This window comes from Maridesulfovibrio salinus, assembly GCF_055394525.1.
In genome coordinates this window covers 2,114,266-2,138,180 of sequence record NZ_AP042461.1, presented here as the reverse complement: position 1 = coordinate 2,138,180, position 23,915 = coordinate 2,114,266, and the positions used below count along the sequence as shown (strand labels likewise).

Below are 23,915 nucleotides of genomic sequence, written 5' to 3'. Positions count from 1 at the left end.
AAGAGTATGGCAAACGTAGAGCTTAAAGGCGTGGTCAAAAAGTATGGATCGGTTGAGGTTATCCACGGAGTGGACCTCTCCGTAAAAGACAATGAATTCATCGTGCTGGTTGGTCCGTCCGGCTGTGGAAAATCCACACTGCTGCGCATGGTGGCAGGACTGGAAGATATCAGCGGCGGCGACATCAGTATCGGCGAAAATGTTGTTACTGATGTATCACCAAAAGACCGCAACGTAGCTATGGTTTTCCAGAACTACGCCCTTTACCCGCATATGAGTGTGGCTGAAAACATGGGATTCTCCCTCAAAATGCATAAAAAAAGCAGAGAGGAGATCAACAGCAGGGTAATGGAGATAGCAAGAATTCTGGAGCTTGAGCCATACCTGCACCGCAAGCCCTCGGAACTTTCCGGCGGGCAGCGTCAACGGGTTGCAATGGGCAGAGCCATGGTTCGCAACCCCTCGGTATTCCTTTTTGATGAACCGCTCTCCAACCTTGACGCTCAACTCAGAACACAAATGCGTATTGAACTGCGCAAGATGCACATGCAGCTCAAAACCACCACCATCTATGTAACCCACGACCAGATCGAAGCAATGACCCTTGCCGACCGCATAGTAATCCTCAAAGACGGCTACATCCAGCAGGTCGGGACTCCGGTGGAAGTATTTGAAAGACCTAATAACGTTTTCGTTGCACAGTTCATCGGCAATCCACCTATGAATATCCTCGAAGGGACCGTTAATATTATAGACGGAAAACGTTATGTCGAGTCCGGAAGCTCCAGATTTCCCATACAGGATAATCAGGGCCCCAATCTCCAAGAAGGGGCCCCTGTGCTGGTAGGACTTCGGCCCGACAGCATTAAAATGGGCGATAGCATCAAACGGCTTCCTGAGGACTGGCTTTGCAAAGGAGAGGTTGTCGTTTCTGAAATTCTAGGAGCACACTCACTTCTTGAAATAGTCATTGACGGTGAAAACGAACTGATCGCTGAAGTTGAAGGTCGGGTAATGGCCAGGCCCGGGGAAATAGTCCCTATCGGCTTTGAATTTGACCGCATGGTCCTTTTCGATCCTGAGACGCAAGAGGCGCTTTATTAGGAAAGTCCTTTAAAGCGGCACTGATAAACGGTTAGAGGTTTGGATGTTTTTAAACCATAGGAGGAATCCATGAAAAAAATGGTTAAGTTGTGTCTGGTTGTTGCCGCAGCTTTGCTGCTGGCTGTTCCACAGGTCTCTTTGGCCAAGGAACTCAGCGGCGATCTCGAAATTTTTTCCTGGTGGGCAGGTGATGAAGGACCGGCTCTGCAGGCATTGATCAAGCAGTACAAAGCCCAGAACCCGAAAGTTAAGGTTATCGATGCCACTGTCACCGGTGGTTCAGGTGTCAACGCCAAAGCAGTTCTTAAAACACGGATGCTCGGCAACGAACCTCCGGACAGTTTTCAGGTTCACTCAGGACAGGAACTTATCGGAACATGGGTAAAAGCAGACCGTATGGAAGATCTCACCTTCCTGTTCGAAGAACAGGGCTGGATGGATGTTTTCCCCGAAGGTCTGATTAAACTGATCGGAACCGATGAAGGTATCTGGTCCGTGCCTGTAAACATCCACCGCTCCAATGTGATGTGGTACATCCCCGCCAATCTGAAGAAATGGGGTGTTGAAGCTCCCAAAAGCTGGGATGACTTCCTCAAAATTGCCCCCAAACTTCAGAAAGAAGGCGTTACTCCTCTGGCTCTGGCTCAGAACTGGACCGCCAACCATCTTTGGGAATCAGTTGCACTCGCCTCAATGGGACCTGAAAAATGGGATGCACTGTGGGCAGGAAAACTCAAGTTCGACAGCCCCGAAGTTGTAAACGCATGGGAACTGTTCGGTAAAATCCTGAAGTACACCAACAAGGACGCAGCTTCCCTGTCATGGCAGCAGGCCACCGACATGGTTATTGACGGCCGTGCGGCATTCAACATCATGGGCGACTGGGCAGCCGGATATATGGTTACCACCAAGAAGATGGTTCCCGGTAAAGACTTCGGCTGGATGGCCTCCCCTGATACCAGCGGTGAATTCATGTTCCTCGCCGACTCCTTCGGCCTGCCCAAAGGCGCGCCTAACCGTGACAATGCCATTGCATGGCTGAAAGTTCTCGGTTCCAAGGAAGGCAGTGACGCTTTCAACCCCCTGAAAGGATCAATCTCGGCACGCAAGGACTCGGATCTCACCAAGTACAATCCCTACCTGCAGTCCGCGGCGAAGGACTTCAGTCAGGATAGAGTTGTCGGTTCTCTCGCGCACGGTGTTGCTGCAAATGAAACATTCATGGGCGGCTTTGCGCAGGTCATGGAAATGTTCCTTAAAACCAGAAACGCCAAGGCGGCTTCCAAAGCCTGCCAGCAGCTGGCAAATAAAGCTCAGATCGGTATGTAGAACATAGTGCTGGAACTCAGTTTCAGACATGGTCAAGTTAAAAAGGTCCGCATCGCCTGAGTGGTGCGGACCTCACAAAGGGGCGGCTTATGCGGGAAGCATCAAAAGACAGATTGAAGGCCTTTTTAACACTCCTTCCTTCAATTATCTTAATCGCGGTGTTCGTTTACGGATTCATCGGCAACACTATCTGGATATCTTTGACCGACTGGGGCGGCATGGGATCTCTGGCTCTTGATCCAAAAATGAATTTTGTCGGGTTGGACAACTATGTGGACCTTTTCAACGGGTTCCTTTCATCCGGCTTCAGGCAGGATCTGGTCAATGCAGTCTTTTATTCAGTAATGCTGCTCGCAGGCGCAATCGGTCTGGGTATGTTCATTGCCATCCTCCTGGACCAGAAACCCAAGGGCGAAGATATACTACGCACCGTCTTCCTCTACCCCATGTCACTTTCCTTTATTGTCTCCGGTACAATCTGGCGCTGGATGCTCGCCCCTCAGGGTGGAGTAAACGTTCTGCCCACATATTTCGGATTTCCGGCACTGGATTTTCAATGGACCTCTTCAACAAAAGCAGTTCTTGAATTCAACTGGCAGAACCTGTTCCAGATTTTAATTTATATTGCTGCCTTTATACTGATTATGATCGGCCTGTTTCTGCTCAAGGGAAACCCGCAGAAAGCTGTTAAACGCTGGCTGGTTCCCGGAATTATCATGGGAGCTTTTGCATGGCTGGGTGGAAGCATGCTCCCGCAAGCCCTTTTCATGGAAGAGACACACGGCTTCAACCTCGCCACTCTGGGAATAATTATCGCCACTGTCTGGCAGTATGCAGGGTACACAATGGCTCTATACCTCGCCGGATTCAACGGGATCTCTCAAGACCTGCGAGACGCGGCAATGCTTGATGGAGCAAGCACATTCAACTATTACCGCTATGTCGGAATTCCCATGCTCAAGCCCATCACCATCAGCGCGGTGATAATCCTTTCCCACATTTCTCTGAAAATGTTCGATATCATCTTCGCCATGACCGGACCGGACAACGCACAAACCGGACACCCCGCCCTGAATATGTACATGACAACTTTCCGTGCCAACGACTTCGCAAGAGGTGCTGCAATTGCGATTGTACTCTTTCTGGTAGCGGGCACGTTTATCGTTCCCTATGTGATAAGCCAGTACAAACAAAGGGCCAGAGGTTAGGACCATGAGTACAGTTACTGCAAAAAAAAATATCACCCCGGGTTCCATCCTGCTTTACGGCACTCTCATACTTTTAGCCGTCTGTTTCCTTATGCCCGCTTATATGGCACTGGTTACCGCATTGAAAGATCCGGCCACCATCAGCCTCCCTACAGCATGGGAACTGCCTGAAACATTTTACTGGTCCAGTTTTTCTGAAGCCCTGAATCTGCTCAAGCCGAACATTGTCAGCTCTCTGATTCTGACGGTATGTGCCACAACTCTTTCCACCGTACTGGGTTCACTCAACGGTTATGTATTCTCCAAATGGAAATTCAGAGGCAGTGAGCTTATATTCACCCTTTTCCTTTTCGGCATGTTCATACCCTATCAGGTCATTCTTATACCGCTTTTCCAGACTTTGAGGGCAATGAACCTTTATGGCGGACTGCCGGGACTGATTCTTGCCCATGTAGTTTACGGCCTTCCTATCACGTCACTTATTTTCCGGAACTTTTACGCCCAGATACCAACCGCTCTGGTTGAATCCGCAAGACTGGACGGAGCGGGATTCTTTTCCATTTACACCCGTATTGTCTTTCCGCTTTCCATACCGGGATTTGTTGTTACAAGCCTCTGGCAGGTCACCCAGATATGGAACGAATTCCTGTGGGGAATCTGCCTTACACGCCACGCTGACAACCCCATTACCGTGGGTCTTGCGCAACTGGCAGGCGGTCAGGCCGTAAGCTGGAACCTGCCCATGGCCGGATCCATCATGGCCGCATTTCCCGTGCTGATGATTTATATCTTTCTTGGTAGATATTTCATCCGAGGCCTATTGGCTGGGTCGGTCAAGGAATAGTTATCCGGTCGAAGTGTTAAACAATTTGTCTACCGCGAGAATTGCAAAACAATAAAAAAACGGTGGGAAGCCTTACCTTCCCACCGTCTCAAAACATTAATAATTCAGTCAGAATCACGTCAGGCTAGACTGCCATCTCCAACTGTCACGGACCATATCTTCAAGGTTCAGTTCTGCTTTCCATCCAAGTTCCTTCCATGCCAGTTGCGCATCTGCATAACATACCGGAAGATCACCCGCTCTGCGCTGGGTAAACTCAAATGGGACAGGGACTTTATTGACTTCCTCAAACTTCCTGACCAACTCAAGCACACTTGTAGGATTTCCGGTTCCAAGATTATACCTGTAAATGCCTGACTGTTTTTCAACTTTATCCAATGCGGCGATATGGCCTTTGGCTAGATCTACCACATGAATAAAATCTCTAAGGCACGTTCCGTCAGGAGTGTCGTAGTCGTTGCCGAAAATACTCAGTTTTTCCCTCTGCCCGGAAGCAACCTGACACAGATACGGCATGAGATTGTTAGGTATCCCCCTGGGATTTTCTCCTATCAGCCCCGATTTGTGCGCACCTACCGGGTTAAAATACCTTAGCAGCACTACGTTAAGCTCTGGATAAGCGGCATGAATATCCTCTAATATTTTCTCAATGAATAGTTTGCTGTTACCATAAGGGTTTGTGGCAAAAGTCAAAGGATGTTCTTCTGTGTAGGGCAGAAACTCCGGCTCTCCGTACACTGTAGCGGAAGAACTGAATATGAATGTCTTAACACCGCTGTTAACGCATGCCCTTGCAACGTTTAATGCACTTGAAATATTGTTCTCATAATATTCAAATGGTTTTTCAACGGACTCCCCTACAGCTTTTAGGCCAGCAAAGTGAATAACAGCGTCAAACGATTCTGCCTCAAAAAGCTCGGCTACTGCTTTACTGTCACAAAAATCGATATGGTACTTTTCAATATCCTTACCGGTTATTTTTTGAAGGCGTTCAAAAACATCCTCACTGCTGTTGACATAATTATCCCCGCAAACAACATCAAAACCGGCTTTACAAAGTTCTACGGCCGTGTGTGATCCTATATATCCGGCCCCACCAGCGACTAAAACTTTTTTCATAAGCTTTCTCCGTAAACTTAGATATGCCTTGAAGGAACCATGATACAGAAATATAACTGCGCTTGATTCATTAATTACTTTTCCAAAAGCCCATGCATGTACCTAAAATCAGGTTGTTAAACTTGGAAAAAGGCTTAGATCAAGCCCATTTCACCCCTCTGAAGATAACATTTTCATCAATTTTATCTTTATGCCTGATAATAAGTTCCATCAGCCTTCCAAGGACTTCATCGGTGAGCAGTTCCGGCTCAAGTCCAAGTTCAGTCAGTCCGCTGTGAGCCGGATTATAGTAATGGTCTTCCAGTTCCTTTCGCGGATTCTCAATATTATTGATCTGGACATTAATCCCAAGGTCAGAACCGACCTTACGCACTTTATCCGCAAGCTGGTTAACCGAAAACGTTTCGGTGAACTGGTTGAAAATGCGCAGTTCTCCTTTTTCAGCCGGATTTTCCAAAGCAAGACTTACGCACTTCAGGGTGTCCACAATGTTGAGATACCCCCGAGTCTGACCTCCCTTTCCATATACAGTCAAAGGACACTCAGCCACGGCCTGAACCACAAATCGATTAAGCACAGTTCCGAAAAGTTCATCGTAATTGAAAAACGGAAGCAATTGTTCGTCATCCCCGCTTTCTTCAGTGAAAACCCCGTAAACAGGTCCCTGCATCAGATCAGTTACCTTCATACCCCACATACGCACGTAGAACCAGAGCAGGTCGGTATCCATTATTTTTGTGGTGTGATAAAGACTGGAAGCCTGACGGGGATAAAGAAATCTATGGGAACGGCCCTTATGTTCAACATCCAGCCAGCCTTCCTCAATGTCGATATCGGGAGTTCCATACTCTCCCATGGTTCCCAGCTTGACAATATGTGCCTCAGGACAGAATTCACGAACGGCAAAAATTACGTTAGCGGTTGCCTGAATATTATTATTCAGAGTCAGAGAAGCAGCGCGTCTGTTCAGCATGGAATAAGGAGCTGACGGCTGCTCGGCGTAGTGAACAACTGCATCAGGAGTAAACTTATCAAATACCTCGGCCACAAAGTCCCACTGCGTCAGGTCTCCGATAAAGACCTCCATGGAATGCCCCGACTTGGCTTTCCAAAGCTCCACCCTCTGCGCGAGGTTGGGAACAGAATAAAGTGCTTCCGAGTTCTCTTCCCGGCAGCAGTTACGGCGCAGGTAATTATCAACCACAGCGACTTCGTGCCCCTGTGCAGTTAAATTCATGGCAGTCGGCCATCCAAGATAACCATCTCCTCCGAGAACAAGTATACGCATAACTATGACCCTCTAATTACTCTAAATTAGAAATTGAAAATTAAAAATGAAAGCATCACAAACGAATTTCGAATCATCTGAATTACGGCAGAGCATGCCTTTCTGCCGGGTGCTCAGGTGCACTCAGCTCCTCAAGAAGACCTTCTGTAACAAGGAAATCACGCAATTCAGCATGCGTAAGACTGGGTTCATTCCCTGAATGGTAAGGATTGGTGACGTTGTCACTGATTATATCCCCGAAATCATACTCTACGTCACGATAAAGACTTGAAAAAGCAGGCAGAACTGCAAAATACTTTTCCAATTCAAGAGTACGCCTGGTTTCTTCATGGTTCATAAGCTCTTCATACATTTTCTCACCCGGCTTTGAACCAATTATGATAATTTCAATATCATCCGGGTTGTGCCCGTAGACAGGGGCCAGTTCTTTAATCATGACTTCTGCAAGGTCACGTATGCGAATCACCGGCATCTTGGTAATAAAAACTTCCCCGCCCAAAGCAATCGTTGAAGAATCGATAACCAGTTCGGCAGCCTGTTCAATACTCATGATGAATCTGGTCATTGCATCATCGGTTAGGGAAACAGGGCCGCCTTTCTTGATCTGTTCACGGAAAATAGGAATAACCGATCCTCTTGAGCCGAGCACATTACCAAATCTTGTAGATGCAAAAACCGTTTTTCCCGCACGGGAGTTACTGTTGGCTGCAGTCATCATACGTTCACCCATTAACTTGGATGTTCCCATAACATTGGTCGGGTTAACGGCTTTATCCGAGCTGGTGAAAATAACCTTATCCACGTCCTGCCTGCTCGCGGCCTCGATGATATTGTTAACCCCGAGTATGTTATTCTGCACTGCCTGAATAGGAGATCTTTCACAGAGAGTGACGTGCTTGAATGCAGCTGAATGAAATACGATATCAACTCCTTCCATTTTCTCGGTAAGAGAAGGAAGATCCTTGATATCACCTAAAGAAAAGGACGCCTTACGCAGATTGAACCATTCCTGCTCCAGAAAAAAAAGCTCACTCTCGTTATTGTCAATGCCAACAAGTTCGCCGACATCATACTTTCCAAGCAACTGACGAACCAATTCCTGCCCGACAGTACCGCAGCATCCAGTAACCATTACTCTTTTATCAGAAAAATAAGTTTTCATAAGACCTTTCCATATTTATATTCAACGGGGAAAACCATAAATCCAATCCCACCACAAAAACTAATTCCAACTGCCCTTCTCTACAAGATTTAGATACATTCGTTCATAGCATCCCGCAGAATAATCAAGACTGTACCTTTCCCGGACCAACTGTAATCCAGCTTGTCCCATGTCACAGGCAGTACTCTTTGAACTGAAAATTTTCACCAAGGCTTCAGCCATACCGGATTCATCACCATTTCCGCAGAGAAGACCGTTACCCCTGTCCCTGACCAGTTGCGGAACACCTCCCACGGCAGTAGCCACAACCGGAAGTTCAGAGGCCATTGCTTCAAGCAAAGTCATGGGCAACCCCTCCTCACTGGATGAAAGCACGGCCACATCCAAAAGAGGCAAAATATCCGCCACATCCCTTCTGGGTCCAAGAAAAATGACACTTTCCCCCAGCCCAGACTCCTGCACCTGCTTTTTTAGAAGGGGCTCCTGATCTCCTTCACCAACAATAACCAACTTTGCCACGGGTACCTTCTCTGTAACCAAAGACCATGCCCGGAGAAGCATTTCATGATTCTTAACCTTATCGAGTCTGGCTACTATACCCGCCACCTTATCTCCAGCTTCGAGTCCGATATCACGTCTTTCCAGAGAGGTTTGAGAATTATAACGATTGAGATCTATTCCGTTAAGCACCGTCACCAGTTTATTCTGCTGTAGCTTCAAAGAGTCACGCATAAAATGGCGGGTGGAATCATTCACTGCGGTAATGACTCCACAGAAACGGCCAAGAAAAGGCATATAAAGCCTTCCGTTTCTGGTATCCAGAGTCCAGAACTCATGCTCAGTATGAACAATGGGTACCCTGAAGCGAAATGCTCCGGCGACAGTATAAAAGAGAGTATACATATGATGAGTATGGATGACATCCGGCCTGAATTCCGAGACTAAATCCCAGACATCTTTCATGGATTCAAACATTCCCTTGCCTGCCCTTTCAACTGCTCTGGTTTCAATTCCCCGGGCATTCAATTCGGCGGAAAGCACTCCGTCATGCTCAAGAGCGACTACCATATTGCTGTGCCCGTTGGACTGCATGTATCTGGCAATCTCACTTCCCACAGTCTCCGAGCCGCCAATATCAAGCGAATACAGCAAGTGCATTATTCTAAGCTTTTTCATTGCGAGCTCCCTCTTCTAAACCCCAGAAGCAACAACAAGCCGGGAGTAAAAATCAAAATGTTTAAGAGCCCATTCATGAGTGTTGAATCGCTTACGCACATCTTCAAAAGCCAAGCGCCCATGTTCAGCCCTAATTTGAGGATCACTTATATACTCCAGAGTCTTTGCCAAAAGGACATCAAGGTTTCCGCTTGAAAACATGAATCCGTCACGACTGTCATTTACTACATCGCAATTACCACCAACCATTGGAGCGACAACAGGGAGCCCGTAGGAGCGGGCTTCCAGAAGACACATCGGAGTCCCTTCCCAGAAAGAAGTCTGAACCAGCAAATCAGCGCCCAGATAAACAGTTTCCATATCCGAAACAAAGCCGGTAAAAACAACTTTGTCCTCTACCCCCCTTTCAAGAGCCTCATTGCGCAATTTCTCTTCAAGCTCACCATTACCAATCAGCAGGAAAGTCGGAATTTCCTTACCTGAAGCAGAAAAAGCTTCGATCATCTTAAGATACAGAGAAAAATTTTTCTGCGGGCACAATCGGCCTACATTGATTACTATTGGCTTGTCGGCATCAAGCCGATAGCAACTGACCAGTTTCTTTCTGGCCGACTCTCTGCGGCCTAAAACAGAATCAAAATCCTGCCCGGGACAATCAATGGCATTGATGATAACGGATGAACGGTTCTTAGGTACTCCACCGCCACTGGAATCAAGAATTTCACGGGAACAGCCGACCACCCCGTCACACATCCTCACCCCCAGGTTCTGCACAGCTTTGATAATGGAAGAAAAGAATCCATCCTCAAGAATAAGCCCATGCAGAGTATAAACCACAACTCCGTCAATCATTCCGAGAGAACGCATCAAAAGCACATAAAAAAGGGACTTGTAACAATGGCAATGTAAAACCCCTACACCGTCTTTATGGAGCAATCCGGAAAGCTCTCGCAGCAGGCGCACCTCGAATCTGGAATAAGTCCTTAGAAACCTTGGATTAACACCGATATTCTTCAAACAATCCAGTAGGTTTCTATTACGATCAGCTCCATGTCTTTCTTCTATAATCATATACAAAAAGCAGGATGGCGAAATTTCATTCATACTGCTGTACAAACTGGCAGCGACTTTTTCCCTTCCCCCAAAATCACCTGAAAAACTAAGATGACCAACCACCGGCGGGGCAGCTACGCTTCCAACAGCCATCACCCCTCCCCTGACAGACAGTCGCTGTAATCTCCGCATAGATAACCGACAAAATCCTGAAGATTCTTTCCTATGCTGGACCAGTCGTATTTACCCACGACAAAATCTCTGGCCCTGTCACGTAATTCATTGCGCATCTTGGGTTCGGAAACCAGTTTCATGACTTCTGCTGCAAAATCTTCTGCTTTGTCGGCAATAAGGATATTATCACCATGTGAGATCTCAATCCCCTCAGCACCGAGAGAAGTTGAAACAACAGCTCTCCCCGCCGCCATTGACTCAAGAATTTTTAGTCTGGTTCCTCCCCCCACAAGAAGGGGAACAATGGTGAGAAGCCCCTTTTCAAGATAGGGACGGACATTCGGAACCCCGCCTGTAACAATGAAATTATCGTCCGACAGGCTTTTGATATGATCCGGCGGATTTTTGCCAACCACATACACCTTCAATTCCGGACATTCTTTTTTGATCAGAGGGAGTACATCAGAAGCAAAAAATTCTATTCCGGAAATATTTGCGTGGTAATCCATGCTGCCAACAAATACGATAGCCTTTTCCTGTGAATCTGGATCGATATCAGAATAGAACGGGCAATCCACCCCGTTAGGTACTACCTGGACAGGAGTTTCAGCCCCTTTTACTTCCAGCTCACGCTTTTCTTTTCCTGAGCAGACAAGCACTCCATCAAAATTACTTACAGCCGTCATTTCGTAGCGCTCAAGCTTCGAAGCTGTAAGTCTTGCATAAGCAGATCTAAAAAAACTCTTTTCTTTATCTGCATAACGTCTAAGCAGATCGGATTCGATATTATGCATATCAAGAACCCTTTTAGGACCGCGTTTGTTCAGCGCATACTGAGCAAGATTAATATCTTCGACCTGAACATAGTCATAATCGTTTTCTGTTGTTAAGCGTCCAAACTCAGCTGCAAATCTGTCATCCGCATAGTTCAGTACAGTAAACGGTGTTTTTGAATATACTCCCCTGAAAAGGTCTATAGGTGAGTAACTCTTTTTACGGGGAATTATGTGAATATTTCTACACAAGTCCTTAAGCTCGCCGCAGTCTTCCAGCGGATCACCAAAAACAAGCAGATCAAGCTCGGCCCCAGTCTGGGCCAATGATCTGATCAGAAAAAAAGTCCGTATCTTCCAACCATCATCCACCGGATAAGGCAAACGTCCCGCAAGGACTAATATCTTTTTCATATCCACGCTCATTCCCATATAGTCATTCGGGTGTTAAACGGCCCGATCGACCTTATTCTTGCAATCCTGTTAAATCCTGCAGACTCCATGGCCCCGCAGGAAGCCACATTATCCGTGTGTACAACAGTAAAAGCCTTTTCAATCCCCTGAGAGCTCAAAAGCTGAAGCCCCATACCGAGAGCCCATTGGCAAATCCCCTTTCTGCGAAAATCCGGTCTGGTATGAATGTAATTAATTTCTGCGGACCTATCTCCCAGATTTAGAAATCGGCTTGTCGAGCCCGGTTTATGAATCCAATGGATATAGGCAGGTTGGTTGTTACATAAAACTAAATGGCAGGTGGAAAGTTCACCCACTGCATCAATGTAAAATTCTTGAGAAAAACCTTTGTCTCGATACATGTCCAGATTTTCCGGACTCAACTCCATGAATTGCAGATCACCGCGAAGGGGCATTGACTCAGGCTTAATATCGAGCCTGAACTCATAAACATTAAATGTATTTAAACGTAAAACACTGAAATAGAGGAACTTTAAATACCTGAGCCGTCCTTCACCGTAGTTGGACCGGACGGATTCACTTAAATGTTCTAAGGAAAGCCGTACCCTCCTGAAAAAGGAAACCATACCTGAACCTTATCGCTTTATAGGTTTTCCAAAACTGCATTCCAAGGAATCAAAGTGTCCCTGAAGATAGCATTTCCAAACAATTGTCGAGCAGCCGACAAGAAACAAAACAAACGAACTGTAAGCCAGAGACAGAAACTGCGCCCCCAGGAGAAAAGCTACAATTGAAATCTGTAGAGCCGATAAAAGGGACATTGTTTCAGGAGGAATCTTAAGATTACCATCCCTGCGTATCTTCCGGATCTGGAACCATGAAAGAACCAACATTCCGACGAGACAAATACCTCCCGGCAGCCCCAGCTCACTTGAGACCTGAAGCATAAAATTATGAGCAACCAACCCTTTACTCTGATTATTTACTTCGGAGTCAACAAAGGTAAAACACCCCATTCCTACACCAAAAACAGGATTGGCTTTGATAATCGAGAGCGCCCGTCCCCAGATCATCATACGTCCGTGCTTATCACTCATGTTGTAATCCTGCTCGGCATCACCGAGCCGTGAAAAGCGTTCCTGCATATGGGAAGGCATAAGAGCAACCAGCAAGGCAAGCGTCACAACAATAAAAAGCACTTTTTTGAAAAAGGATCCCTTGTCAGCCAGAAAAGAATAACTCAGAGAAACGCCGAGTGTTATCAACCCTCCCCTTGACTGGGTGGCAAAAACTGCACCAATTCCCAAAACCAAAGCACCAAGCGCCACATACTTTACCCACCCTTTCCCACGGCGGAAAAAAGAATAGGCAAATGGAGACATCATTCCTATGAGTAGCGCGGCATCATTAGCGTCAAGAGTTGCACCGACTCTGGCACGCCCTCCAGCTCCACTTGCAATCAAAGAAAGATCAAAAATAACAATTGAGCACACTATAACCAGCATCAGCTTACGCAGGTCACTCATGGAGTAGACACTTTTAACCAAAAGATAATAGAACAGGAATGTACGAAGATAATTCATGTATATGGTAAAGCTGAAAGATGGCCAGTGCCCCAGATAAGAGCTCAAAGGCATCCACAGCAGCAGGAAAAGGACCATTTTGAACTGAGGAATTTTCATCCATGGGACATGGTTGGCCGGCTTACTGACGAAAACAAGTCCCATACTGAGCGCCAGAGAGAACATTCCCAATTTCATTTTGCTGAGCAGCGGATGGAGTTCCTGAAGACGGGAAAGAATAATAATACTCAGGCACATAATGCCGATCATGGCAGGACTCTGCTGCCAGATTCTCAGTTTTCGGCCATCCTGGTCATCCTCACACGCATCAGGCATGAGATGTTTTTTGCTATCCTGATCAACCGGACAATCGTTTTCCATTGCTACAGAAACGGATTGCCCGCCCGAACTGCCTCGGAGGCGATAAGAGCGTTTATCTTCCTTCAGGCTGTACATCTGGTTTTTCCGTTACGTTATTATGCGTGCACCCTTCTGGCGATGCTCCGGAAACAGACTCCCGCCTGCCATCTCTAAACAGTTCAGCTCCCTGATTCACAAAATCCACATATTTTCCACTGCTGACCACACGTCCCTGATCCAACATAAAAATCCTGTCACACTGGGAGAGGGTCTGGGTCCGGTGTGCAATCATTATGATTGTCTTTTTTCCTGCCAGACTTTTGATTGAATCCATAACCCGGCTTTCGGTCTCCGAATCAAGCGCGCTTGTAGCCTCATCAAGAATGAGAACATCCGGGTCATGATACAAAGCCCTTGCGATGCCCATGCGCTGTTTCTGGCCGCCGGACATCCTTACGCCCTGCTCACCTACGATTGAATTATATCCATCGGGCATGTTCTCCATGATGTGATCATGAATATTGGCAATCTTTGCTGCCTTGAGCACTTTTTCATCGTCTATGTCCTCCGGTTCAACTCCGAACGCGATATTCATCCGCACTGTGTCGTCCAGCAGGAAAATCGACTGTGACACGTAACCGATATGCTTCTGCCAGGCCCGTACGTTTTTACTATCAACAGGAACTCCATCTATCTCAAGAGTGCCTTCATCCGGCCTCAGTAGCCCAAGTAGTATATCTATCAGTGTTGTCTTCCCTGCACCGGTAGTACCCACCAGACCTACCATTTCATTCTTATTTATGACAAGTTCCAGTGAATCAAGAACGTTCCTCTCTCCTTTCGGGTAGACAAAGGAAACATCCCGGAAACGGATGCTCTTTTCAAAGGGGACAGCATCCACCGCACTCTCAGCTTCCTCCATAGAAGGACCGTATTTGCTAAAATCCCTGTATAACATCTGCAATGTCGGCAGATAAAACCGTATACTGTTCACAGCCGTGAACATCTGCTGCAAGGCGGGCATTAGTTTCATACCACCAAGGGCATACATTCCAAGCAAAGGCAGGAACTGCGCCAGTTCAAATCCGGCAATAAAAAAGTAAAGGACCAGAATAATAACCGAGCCGAAAGCAACTACCTCAAGTATGAAACGCGGGCAGCAGGCAACAATCTCATTTACAGCGCACTGATGAGCGAAATCCCTTGCATTCTTTCGAAAAAGCTCAAAGAAGAACATTTCACGGTTACCGGACTTAACTTCCTTGATTCCTCTGAAACTGTCCCCTGCAACGTGGAAACGACCGCTCTGAGCCTTTACCCTCAGCTTTGCCACTGATGACATTTTGCGATGAGTAGCAAGATAGGCAATTACATAACAACCACCGAAAAATGAGAACAGGGCGACCGAAACAAGCGGTTCCATGGCCACCATAAATGTCAGCATTGCCAGAGTGATTATCCCACGCGATGCCAGGATCAGGTACTGCTGCAGCACGTTAGCCGATACCAGCCCAACTTCATCGAGTATATTTTTACCCATTTCACTTGAGTTGTGATTAAGAAAAAAAGTATAGGGTTGAAGGATGTATATTTTGAACATACTGGTGGATATCGCGAAATTTCCGCCATGGATAAATTTCAACAGAGCAGCAGTAGTGAAGAACCGCACCATATTTGAGAAAACAAGCATGCAGACGGCAAATATACCACAATAAACGACAAAGGTATTACTGTCCTGAAGTCCAGTTAACTCAAAGGATCTGGCCAGCCACTTGTTTTCGCTTATGATGGAAGGATCACCAACCAAAGCAAGAAAAGGCATTATGGAAGCGACACCCACAACTTCAAGAAAAGCCATGACTGTCAACATAAGCCCCAGAATAAAAATGAATTTCTGCTGTCTGGGGTCCAGCATTCGGTACAATTCTTTAAAAGCTTTGATCACTGTTATATTTTCTCCATTAATCCCTAGTTATGCCTTGGATTCCATGAAATATACTTTTCACCACGGAGGTATTGCACTAATCCTGTCAACGCACTGTAATGAAGGAGCAGAAAACTGAACGGCAGTTTTTTGATTCCCCCTTCCGAATGCCTGAAGAACCAGGCAGAAAAATAAAAAAAGCCCTGTACTACAAGAGTAAAATCAAAAAAAAGTCCACACCCGACAAGAGTGAAATTAGCCATCAACAGGGCGAGCATGAGCGGCACAGTGAACCAGCGAAGCAGTTTATGTGAAAAAAGCTGCCAAAGCAGCCCCCACCGTGCAGATCGGATCAACTCCGGGATCTGGGCAAATACGATTATCCATGACTGAGCCATAATTCTGGTCTGACGCCCAAGCTCCCCTGCTCCTACAGGCTCCATGGGTTCACGGCATATGGCGGCAGAGTCCTGAATTGCGCTGTATCCCTGAATCACAGTCTGTAGGGGATGGAGAAAATCATTTATGAATTGAGGCTCCAGTGGTGTGTATAAAGATCTGCGCATAGCGTATATGGCCCCATCAGCCCCTACAATTCCCCATAGTCCGGACTCAAGGGTTTTAATCCAGTCCTCATATCTCCTGTAGGCTCCGGCACCGCCTCCGATGTATTCAGTCCGCCCGCTCACCAGCCCGACCTCGGGATCTGAAAACCCGGCGGCAAAAGTCCTCAATACCCCCCTGTCGAACATGGAATTGGCATCGGTGAAAACCAGTATATCTCCGCTGGACTCTGAGACAGCCCGGTTGAGCGCGGCGGTCTTTCCCATATTGCGCTCCTGCACAAGAAGATGAACACCTGAGATACCTGCCTCATTAATCAATTCTGCGGTACGGTCTGTACTTCCGTCTGAGACAATTATGAATTCAAGTCTTTCTCTGGGATAGTCCAGTGCTTCAAAATTGGCCAACTTTTCGAGTATTACCGACTCTTCATTGTAAGCAGACAGAATCATCGATATTGAGGGCAATGAACCGGATAGATTCCGTTTATTCCGCCCAAACAGGACATTCAGCAGTTTCAGGGATAAAGGATATCCGGCGAATGCATAAAAAAGCATAACCGCGCTTATCCAGAACAAAGACTCCATGCCTATCAATTCTCCAGTAAATTTATATAGGTCGAAATTTCATCTACATCATCATCTGAAACATAAGCATGGGTGGGAAGAGTTATGATTCCTGCAGCCAGCTTATCGGCTCCTGCAAATACAGTTCCTCCTGCAATATGCCCTTTAAGTTCCTTTATTCTTCCTATGGACGTTGGATATGAGCCCACCACTCCCCACTCAGGTGCAGCAGCACTATTTCCGGCAGATAAAACAGGCAACCGCAAATATACGGAGGTAGCCCCTTCGACCACAACAGGGAAAACCGCACGGGTGATTCTTTTCATGTATGCACGAGCAGTGCCGATTCGTCCCTCTGTTATCTTTTCAAGCTTATCAAGCATTCGCATTCCCAGTCCCGCCTGAAATCCGGTCAACCCAGAACAGTTAAAATCAGGATCAAATACAGAACGCCCCAGATCAAGAAACGGCATCTTTCTTGGAATCCAGTAAAGACGGGGATGCAGCAACAGACAAAGAATGAACGCCATGATAATAATTTTGAATCTCTGTTTCAGCGAAGCGAATGGATATTCCAAAGAACTTAAAGCTTCTGCTATTTCCGGTTTGCCTGTCACCAGTATTCCACCGTCCACAGCAGAAATATTTTTACCGCGACTCATACTATACAAGCCTATGTCACCAAGAGTTCCAGCCTTCATACCCTTGTATTCCGCCCCGAGGGACTGGGCTGCGTCATCTATAATCGGTAGATTACCTGCTATATCAAGTACTGCGTCCATATCTGCCACATACCCGAATAAATGGCAGACAACTATGCAAAGAGATCTCTCAGAAACAGCACTCCTTAAACTCTGTTCATCGGGGCTCAATGTATCCGGATTCAAATCATACAGACGAACTTTCAACCCGGCATTGACCACAGCTGAAGGGACAGAAAAAGATGTATAGGCAGGGATAAGTACTTCATTCCTTTCTGGATGAATAGAATGAAGAACTTGAAGCGCAGCACTGAGGGCTCCTCGACCTGAAGAAAATAAAAAAACCGACCTTTGTCCGGTTTTACCGGACAAACGGTTTCGAAAAATACGGAGAGACTTTTCCGGATGCAGTGCTCCTTTGAATCCAGCCAGCAGATCCGCAGGACTGAACGGAACCCCGGAAGGGGCCAGTGATCTGAAAATCATGGAATCGACCTCACAATTCTAGGCCCGACAAGCCTGGTCAGAAACACAGGTAGCTTCTGCCATATCTTAATGATCATCCTGAATTTGGGATTGTCAGGATTAATTTCAGGCATCTGCTTTCCCTCAGGAAGAAGATACTGCCAGTAAAGTTGTACAGGCTCTGCCCCCCACTGCTTTTTGAATTTGTAAGTTCCACCATCAGGAGTTGAACGGCCAAAATCAAAAACAGAACAACCGATCTCACAGGAGTGTCTAAGCATCTGCCAGTAGAGGAGGTTATTAGGGCACAATCGGTTAAAACGCCGAAGAGATGAAGCCCATGGAATTTCAAATCTTCCCCGATACCATATTCCCAGACCTCCGGCCACACACTGTCCGTCTTTATAAACCGTAAAAAGGGCACTATCATCTGGGAAACGATTAAGAACATTAGCAAAAAGACTCCGAGAGTAAACAGGAGTTCCAAGGTCCCTCATGTTTTCCGCAAACACATTATAAAAATCATTAAGAAGTTCAACACCCCCTATACGGGCCTGCAATTCAGACTTCTCGGCCTTGCGCACCTGATTGCGCACCTTTGCCTTTAAGCTTTTCCAGAGCAACTCAGATGACTCTGGTAACTGCAGTTCCATGGTGACCTTATGGGTTCGTGTAGGAAGACCTTCAAGTCCCGCCCCGAGATGGCGCAGTTCAAGGCTATCAGCACCATATTCCGATAAAACGTCTTCACTCTTTGCAAGCAATGCCGAGGTCACTTTTTCATCATCACTCAAGATCCCCCCATAATTGAAAAAAGGAACAGAAACCAGATTTCTACCGAAAATCCTACTACGCATGTAAACCAACGGTAGTAATCCAAGTACTGTTCCTGAGAAATCCCGAACCCAAAGAGGAATGACCTTGTGCCCGAAGCTTTTTTGCACAACTTCAAGCCAACCGCTACGATGATAATTAACAGCCTGTTTAGACTGATTCACATATGAATCCCAAACCATCGCTTCTTCAGGAGAACTCAGATCTGCCACTGCAGGATAGTAATATTCTGTACCGGCCATCACAGCCCCCTCTCCACGCCGAGGACCTGAGCCATGGGAGCAAAGCTGAACTCATCAAGAAGACTTTCAAGCTTACTGTAAGTCTTTCCAAGATTAACATAATGGCGAAAACGACTCTTAAGTCCTGCCTTAATGCGCGGCTGTTCAGGATCAATCTCCCATGGATGAAAGTAAATTACCGCCTCGTTTCCCTGCTCATTGATTCTGCGAAGCGCTCCAGAAATAAATTTTACAGGTAAAAGGCGCAGATACCCCCCTCCGGAGACAGGAATATTTACTTTCCTGCCCAGCAGATTCATCTGGTATGTAGTGGGAGGGAATTCACGGATAACACCGTGATCTCGCTCAATAGAGTGAGGATGGCGCTTTGCATCCGGCATTCCGTAAAGATCATGATGGATGGGAAAGATACTGGAATCATAAGTGAACCCGGCATCAATCAACACATCGAGCGCCCATATGGACTCCGATGTTATCGAATAACTGGGAGCTCGGTATCCCATAACCGACTGTCCGGAAATGTCTTCAAGCAGTTTTTTTGATCGGTCAATATCCTTCTCAAAAGCTTCCCGGCCGATTTTATATATACGCTGATGTCCCATTCCGTGGCAGGCGATTTCATGCCCGCGCTCACTGATGGACCGGACCAGTCCGGGAGCCCTCTGCGCAACCCAACCAAGAACAAAAAAAGTCCCCTTTACTGAATGTTCATCAAACAGGTCGAGTATCCGTTCTGTATTCTCGACTACCCGCATGGGTATGGAATCCCAGCTTTCCATCGGGATTTCTTTTTCAAAAGCACTGACATGAAAATAATCTTCCACGTCCACCGTCATCGCATTCAGGACTCCCATACCAGAACCATGCCCCCCGGAAATATAGATTTTAATAAAAAGACAGAATAAGAGCCTGAGTTACCGTCTGTATTTATCCTCAAAGCGGACAATATCATCTTCACCAAGATAACTGCCTATCTGTATTTCGATGATCTCCAACGGAACCCTGCCCGGATTTTCCAGACGATGCTTATTTCCGGTGGGTATATACACGGACTCCTCTTCCTTGAGCAGGAACTCCTTATCTCCGTTAATAACCTTGGCTGTTCCACGGACAACGACCCAGTGTTCAGCACGATTATAGTGCATCTGCAGCGACAGGACTTCCCCCGGCTTGACGATTATGCGCTTGACCTGAAACCGGTGATCCATACTGAGAGATTCAAAACTTCCCCATGGACGGTATATTGTTTTGTGATCTTCAGTCTCAATACGCTCAGAAGATTTCAAAAGATTCATAACATCTTTCATATTCCCCAGTTTATCGTGGGGAGCCACAAATACGGCATCCGGAGTCTCCACAACCGTGGTATCTTCAAGTCCCATTGTAACGACGAGCCGTTCAGATGAGCGGACATAACAATTCCTGCACCCCTCAACCACTACATCTCCAAGAAGACTGTTGCCGTTCTGATCATGCTCATGCATTTCATGCAGACTTTTCCATGATCCGAGGTCACGCCAGTCAATATCAATGGGAATGACTTCCATATTGGAGACCTTTTCCATGACCGCATAGTCCACAGACTCTGAAGGACAACTGTTAAACGCGTCCTCCTGCAACCTGATAAAATCAAGGTCTTCATAACAATCGGTAACAGCCCGTTCGCTGCAATTGTATATTTCCGGCTCCAGTTCTCTCAGAGCATTCAGGTAAACCGAAGACCTGAACATGAAAATTCCGCTGTTCCAGAAATAGTCTCCGGAAGCCACATATTCTTCCGCCACAGCCTGCTCCGGCTTCTCCACAAAACTGTTAACCGCAAAGACACCTTCTGCTGTGGGGGCTCCCCGGTTGATATATCCGTAACCGGTGTGGGGATGGTCGGGTACGATTCCAAAACACACGAACTGACCATTCAGAGCACGTTCGTATCCGAGCCGAACCGCACCTTCAAAAACCTCTGTCCCGCCAATATGATGGTCGGCAGGCATCACTAGCAGAACTGGATCTTCTTCAATGGTCATAAAAGCCGCAGCGGCAATCGCCGGGGCGGTGTTGCGTTTACATGGCTCCAGAACCAGCCGGCCTTTCACACCACATCTGCGCATATGCTCAGAAGTTAAAAAACGGTATTCTGCGTTACTGACCACAATAGGATCAATACCGCCCAGGCTTTTACATCTTTTAAGAGTTTCCTCAAAAAGCACATGCCCCTCCGCAACTTCCACAAACTGCTTGGGGTAGGACTTTCTGGAAAGAGGCCAAAGCCTTGTCCCGCTTCCACCGCATAGAATCACCGACTGCAACATTCTGACTTAACTCCTTCTCAGCCCATCAGCTGGAGAATTTCCCTTGTTTTATCTGCCACAAGTGAAATGCTTTCACGGGCCTCAACATTCAATCTCACCAGAGGCTCTGTACTGGAAGAACGGACATTGAAACGCCAGTCACTAAAAGACATGCTCAAACCATCTTCGAAAGAAATATTTTCAGCCTCCGCTCCAAAGCGGGCTTTGAGATTATCCAGCACTTCCTGCGGATTTTCGATTGTCCTGTTAATTTCACCGCTTACCGGGTATCTGGATTTGTATGCGGCTACTTTTTCAGACAGCCTGACGCTCTGTTTTCCCAACAACTCAACAACGAGAAGCCATGTCAACATACCACTATCGCAGTATCCGAAATCCCGGTAGTAATGATGTCCGCTCATCTCGCCACCGTAGACCGCATCCAACTCACGCATCGCCTTTTTAATAAAAACATGGCCCGTTCGTGACAGGCACGGCTCTCCCCCCATCCCGCTGACAACATCAACAGTATTCCAGTAAAGCCGGGGATCATGAACTATCCTAGCACCGCGATTTTTCTTAAGCACCATCTCTGCCAGCATTGATACGATGTAGTAGCCCTCAACAAAATCCCCATTTTCATCATAGAAAAAACAACGGTCAAAATCTCCGTCAAAAGCAATTCCCAGATGACACCCATTGTCAACCACAAGACTGGAAGTCTCACCCCTGTTCTCAGGGAGTAGAGGGTTAGGGATGCCATTGGGAAATGTTCCGTCAGGTTCATGATGGACCTTCAGAAATGAGCATGGAAGCCGCTCTTCCAGCATATCAATTACCGGTCCGGCACAGCCGTTGCCGCTGTTGACCAGAATATTTAAACCTTTGAAAGATTCTGGATCTACAAAGCTCAGAAGGTGCGAAATATATTCCTCACGGAAAGAACACTTTTTAACCTCTCCCGGGACGGCATCGGGGAAAGTATGCCCTGACTCAACAAGTTTCCTGATTTCAGCAAAGTCACCTTCCGGGTCAAGAGGAGTGGAATTACGGCCCACCAGTTTCATGCCGTTCCACTCTTCAGGATTATGGCTGGCTGTAACCATTATACCGCCATCCAGTTCCCTGCTGAAGGCTGCATGATAAATTTCTTCTGTGCCGCACAAGCCGATATCAAAAACATCAACACCGGAGGCTGCGAGCCCCTTTATAACAGCATCGGCAAGTCCGGGACTGCTGATTCGGGCATCATAGCCGACAACCACATTTTTAGCCCCAACGACTGAACAGAATGCCCTGCCAACCCTGTAAGCCAAATCATGGTTTAGCTGATCAGGCACTATCCCACGGATATCATAAGTTTTAAAACACGAATCTGAACTCATTTCCTGTTATCCCCTATCTGGCCTTAATCCCGTGGCGTTTCATCAGATCATAAAAGGTTGGCCTACTTATCCCGAGCGCTCCTGCAGCACGTGCAATATTACCTGAAAATTTAGATAAGACGGACTCACACATATCCCTTTCCAAGAGAGCTTTAGCTTCCTTCAAAGTAAGCTCTCCGGCCTTGAAGCGGGCTCTCATTCTTTCACTGCCTTTAAGATCCAGGTCTTCAGGAAGAATCTCGGAATCCTGTGACATGACAACCGCCCGTTTGATCCGGTTTTCCAGTTCACGGATGTTACCGGGCCAATCATACTCATTCATAGCCTCTAGAGAATCACTGCTGAACCCCTTCTGCGTTGCACGCAGCCCGACATTGTATTTCTTCAAAAAATAATTTGCCAGAACCTCAATATCGCCGACCCTGTCACGCAGTCTAGGTAAGGAGATATTCAGTACTCCGATACGGTAGAAAAGATCCTCGCGAAACGAACCGTTTTTAACTGCTTCTTCAATATCAATATTGGTAGCAGCTATGATTCTTACATCAACATCAATCTCTTCTGTGCCGCCAACCCTGGTAATAGTCATCTCTTGTAGAAAACGCAGCAACTTAACCTGCAAAGATGGTTCCATTTCGCCTATTTCGTCCAGAAAAAACGTACTTTTGTCGGCTGCTTCCACTTTTCCCTTTTTAGTCTGAACAGCTCCGGTAAACGCGCCCTTCTCGTGTCCGAAAAGTTCGGACTCAAGAATTTCTCCCGGTATGGCACCACAGTTTACTGAAATCATCTTACGATCACTTCGCAGGCTCTTGTTATGAATAGCTCTGGCGACAAGCTCCTTTCCTGTTCCGGATTCACCGGTAACAAGAACGGGAACATCGGACATCGCGACCCGGTCGATCATATCAAAAACCTTCTGCATTGATTCGCATTCGCCGATCATCCCTATGTCAGTAACACGCTCCTCACGCAAATTCCGGTTTTCATCTTCCAGAGACTGAAGATACATAGCCCGGCTGATGATTATCTTGAGCTCTTCAAGATCAATCGGTTTTTTATAATAATCGTAAGCACCGATGCGCACAGCCTGAAGTGCAGCTTCGTGATCTTCATTACCTGTTATGACTATCACCCTTGCCATGGGGTTAAGGCGTAACATTTCTGAAAGACAGCGTATTCCTTCTTCTGTACCGTTTTCAAATGGAGGAAGACCCAGATCAAGCGTGACTACTGTGGGAGATTCCTTTTCGAACAACTCCAATCCTTCATTACCATCGCGTGCGAAAACAAGGTCGTATCCGGATCTGGACAATCCCCACTTGAGCTGTTTACGAACCTCATTATTATCATCTATAATTAACAGTTTCTGCATAACTA

20 protein-coding genes are annotated in these 23,915 nt (G+C 46.7%); 4 read left to right on the top strand and 16 right to left on the bottom strand.

Going from position 1 to position 23,915, the window contains the following annotated elements; all coding sequences use genetic code 11:
• Positions 1-6 precede the first annotated feature (6 nt).
• The 4 genes from ACZ5PW_RS09565 to ACZ5PW_RS09550 all read left to right on the top strand — a co-directional run bounded on the left by ACZ5PW_RS09565 (position 7) and on the right by ACZ5PW_RS09550 (position 4,485).
• Positions 7-1,104: an ABC transporter ATP-binding protein gene (locus tag ACZ5PW_RS09565; RefSeq protein ID WP_464560261.1), complete on the top strand. Its 1,098-nt coding sequence runs from the start codon at positions 7-9 to the stop codon at positions 1,102-1,104.
• A gap of 69 nt (positions 1,105-1,173) precedes the next feature.
• A complete protein-coding gene (locus tag ACZ5PW_RS09560) occupies positions 1,174-2,433 on the top strand; it encodes an ABC transporter substrate-binding protein (RefSeq protein WP_464560259.1) in 1,260 nt (419 codons plus the stop codon).
• Between the two features lie 89 nt (positions 2,434-2,522).
• On the top strand, positions 2,523-3,641 hold the full coding sequence (locus tag ACZ5PW_RS09555) for a carbohydrate ABC transporter permease (protein ID WP_464560257.1): 1,119 nt from the start codon (positions 2,523-2,525) through the stop codon (positions 3,639-3,641).
• Positions 3,642-3,645: 4 nt separating this feature from the next.
• Positions 3,646-4,485: a carbohydrate ABC transporter permease gene (locus tag ACZ5PW_RS09550; RefSeq protein ID WP_464560255.1), complete on the top strand. Its 840-nt coding sequence runs from the start codon at positions 3,646-3,648 to the stop codon at positions 4,483-4,485.
• Between the two features lie 114 nt (positions 4,486-4,599).
• Here the strand turns inward: ACZ5PW_RS09550 and galE are convergent, their stop codons facing one another.
• The 16 genes from galE to prsR all read right to left on the bottom strand — a co-directional run bounded on the left by galE (position 4,600) and on the right by prsR (position 23,910).
• Positions 4,600-5,604, bottom strand: coding sequence for a UDP-glucose 4-epimerase GalE (gene galE / locus ACZ5PW_RS09545; RefSeq protein WP_464560253.1), 1,005 nt, complete (start codon positions 5,602-5,604; stop codon positions 4,600-4,602).
• 139 nt (positions 5,605-5,743) lie between these two features.
• A complete protein-coding gene (locus ACZ5PW_RS09540; RefSeq protein ID WP_464560251.1) occupies positions 5,744-6,892 on the bottom strand; it encodes an NAD-dependent epimerase/dehydratase family protein in 1,149 nt (382 codons plus the stop codon).
• Between the two features lie 82 nt (positions 6,893-6,974).
• Positions 6,975-8,054, bottom strand: coding sequence for a polysaccharide biosynthesis protein (locus tag ACZ5PW_RS09535; RefSeq protein ID WP_464560249.1), 1,080 nt, complete (start codon positions 8,052-8,054; stop codon positions 6,975-6,977).
• A gap of 60 nt (positions 8,055-8,114) precedes the next feature.
• On the bottom strand, positions 8,115-9,230 hold the full coding sequence (locus ACZ5PW_RS09530; RefSeq protein ID WP_464560247.1) for a glycosyltransferase: 1,116 nt from the start codon (positions 9,228-9,230) through the stop codon (positions 8,115-8,117).
• A gap of 15 nt (positions 9,231-9,245) precedes the next feature.
• Entirely contained in the window at positions 9,246-10,436 is a 1,191-nt protein-coding gene (locus ACZ5PW_RS09525) for a glycosyltransferase family 4 protein (RefSeq protein ID WP_464560245.1), read from the bottom strand.
• On the bottom strand, positions 10,436-11,644 hold the full coding sequence (locus ACZ5PW_RS09520; protein ID WP_464560243.1) for a glycosyltransferase family 4 protein: 1,209 nt from the start codon (positions 11,642-11,644) through the stop codon (positions 10,436-10,438). The genes ACZ5PW_RS09525 and ACZ5PW_RS09520 overlap by 1 nt, the downstream gene beginning before the upstream one ends.
• Positions 11,645-11,652: 8 nt before the next feature.
• On the bottom strand, positions 11,653-12,099 hold the full coding sequence (locus ACZ5PW_RS09515) for a GNAT family N-acetyltransferase (RefSeq protein WP_464560241.1): 447 nt from the start codon (positions 12,097-12,099) through the stop codon (positions 11,653-11,655).
• A gap of 180 nt (positions 12,100-12,279) precedes the next feature.
• Positions 12,280-13,662, bottom strand: a complete 1,383-nt coding sequence (locus tag ACZ5PW_RS09510) for an O-antigen ligase family protein (RefSeq protein WP_464560239.1) — start codon at positions 13,660-13,662, stop codon at positions 12,280-12,282.
• Positions 13,640-15,511 carry an ABC transporter ATP-binding protein gene (locus ACZ5PW_RS09505; RefSeq protein WP_464560237.1) on the bottom strand — a complete coding sequence of 624 codons (1,872 nt, stop codon included), beginning with the start codon at positions 15,509-15,511 and terminating at the stop codon, positions 13,640-13,642. Before ACZ5PW_RS09505 ends, ACZ5PW_RS09510 begins: the two co-directional genes overlap by 23 nt.
• A 23-nt stretch (positions 15,512-15,534) precedes the next feature.
• On the bottom strand, positions 15,535-16,641 hold the full coding sequence (locus tag ACZ5PW_RS09500; RefSeq protein ID WP_464560235.1) for a glycosyltransferase family 2 protein: 1,107 nt from the start codon (positions 16,639-16,641) through the stop codon (positions 15,535-15,537).
• Positions 16,642-16,646: 5 nt separating this feature from the next.
• Complete coding sequence (locus ACZ5PW_RS09495) at positions 16,647-17,807, bottom strand: DegT/DnrJ/EryC1/StrS family aminotransferase (protein ID WP_464560233.1); 1,161 nt, start codon at positions 17,805-17,807, stop codon at positions 16,647-16,649.
• Positions 17,804-18,862 carry a FemAB family XrtA/PEP-CTERM system-associated protein gene (locus ACZ5PW_RS09490; RefSeq protein WP_464560231.1) on the bottom strand — a complete coding sequence of 353 codons (1,059 nt, stop codon included), beginning with the start codon at positions 18,860-18,862 and terminating at the stop codon, positions 17,804-17,806. The genes ACZ5PW_RS09495 and ACZ5PW_RS09490 overlap by 4 nt, the downstream gene beginning before the upstream one ends.
• The gene (locus ACZ5PW_RS09485) at positions 18,862-19,716 is read right to left on the bottom strand and encodes an XrtA system polysaccharide deacetylase (protein ID WP_464560228.1); all 855 of its coding nucleotides are present in this window, start codon (positions 19,714-19,716) and stop codon (positions 18,862-18,864) included. Before ACZ5PW_RS09485 ends, ACZ5PW_RS09490 begins: the two co-directional genes overlap by 1 nt.
• Positions 19,717-19,776: 60 nt before the next feature.
• Positions 19,777-21,171 (bottom strand): mannose-1-phosphate guanylyltransferase/mannose-6-phosphate isomerase, encoded by a 1,395-nt coding sequence (locus tag ACZ5PW_RS09480; protein ID WP_464560226.1) that lies wholly within the window; start codon positions 21,169-21,171, stop codon positions 19,777-19,779.
• 17 nt (positions 21,172-21,188) lie between these two features.
• Complete coding sequence (locus tag ACZ5PW_RS09475; protein WP_464560224.1) at positions 21,189-22,535, bottom strand: phosphohexomutase domain-containing protein; 1,347 nt, start codon at positions 22,533-22,535, stop codon at positions 21,189-21,191.
• A 13-nt stretch (positions 22,536-22,548) separates the two neighbouring features.
• Positions 22,549-23,910, bottom strand: a complete 1,362-nt coding sequence (gene prsR / locus ACZ5PW_RS09470) for a PEP-CTERM-box response regulator transcription factor (protein ID WP_464560222.1) — start codon at positions 23,908-23,910, stop codon at positions 22,549-22,551.
• Positions 23,911-23,915 lie beyond the last annotated feature (5 nt).